This is a genomic window from Microbulbifer hainanensis (assembly GCF_014904735.1).
In the GTDB taxonomy this organism is placed as follows: domain Bacteria; phylum Pseudomonadota; class Gammaproteobacteria; order Pseudomonadales; family Cellvibrionaceae; genus Microbulbifer; species Microbulbifer hainanensis.
On the sequence record NZ_JACZCR010000106.1, the window covers coordinates 1 to 528 of the forward strand.

At 57.4% G+C, this 528-nt stretch carries 1 protein-coding gene; it reads left to right on the forward strand.

Annotation, left to right across the window (positions count from 1 at the left end; translation table 11 throughout):
- Positions 1 to 119: 119 nt before the first annotated feature.
- Positions 120 to 528, forward strand: a 409-nt coding sequence (locus IG168_RS20515) for a hypothetical protein (protein ID WP_193166468.1), incomplete at its 3' end; no start/stop codon positions are given.

The window sequence follows — 528 nt, forward strand, 5'->3', positions numbered from 1 at the left end:
ACCTACCGAGCGAAGGTGACGGAGGACACCCTTACCCTCGATCGCAACGGGACAACCGCTTTCTACGCGACCGTTGGCTATGGCGTGGCGATGAACCAAGACACTCCCGAGGCCACAAAATGACCGATGATCTTCTGCCTGATCTCGCCCCGCCGCGGCGCATAGGTCTTAAAAGCGTCATTGATGGGCTGAAACGTTCCGGTACGCGCTTCAAAAAGCGAAACAAGCGCGCGGAACGTAGAGAGCCAGCTTCGGTGCCCACCCCGCTTGTATCGCGGCAAAGCCCGGACACGGAATCTGTCACCGACCAATTCCTCAATTCCCTCCAAAGAACACAACACTTAAGTGTTCATCGCGCGGATTGGGTGCGGCGCGTGTTGGAAGAACATCAGGTTCGCGGCCTCAATACGACCGCTGCCGAACTGGTCATCCAGCTCGGCTTTGTAAGCCCATCAACAGTTATCGAAACAATTCAGGCCGAGGGGCTCCAGATGCCTCTGCCGGCCGACGCCGCACGATTGTTTTACC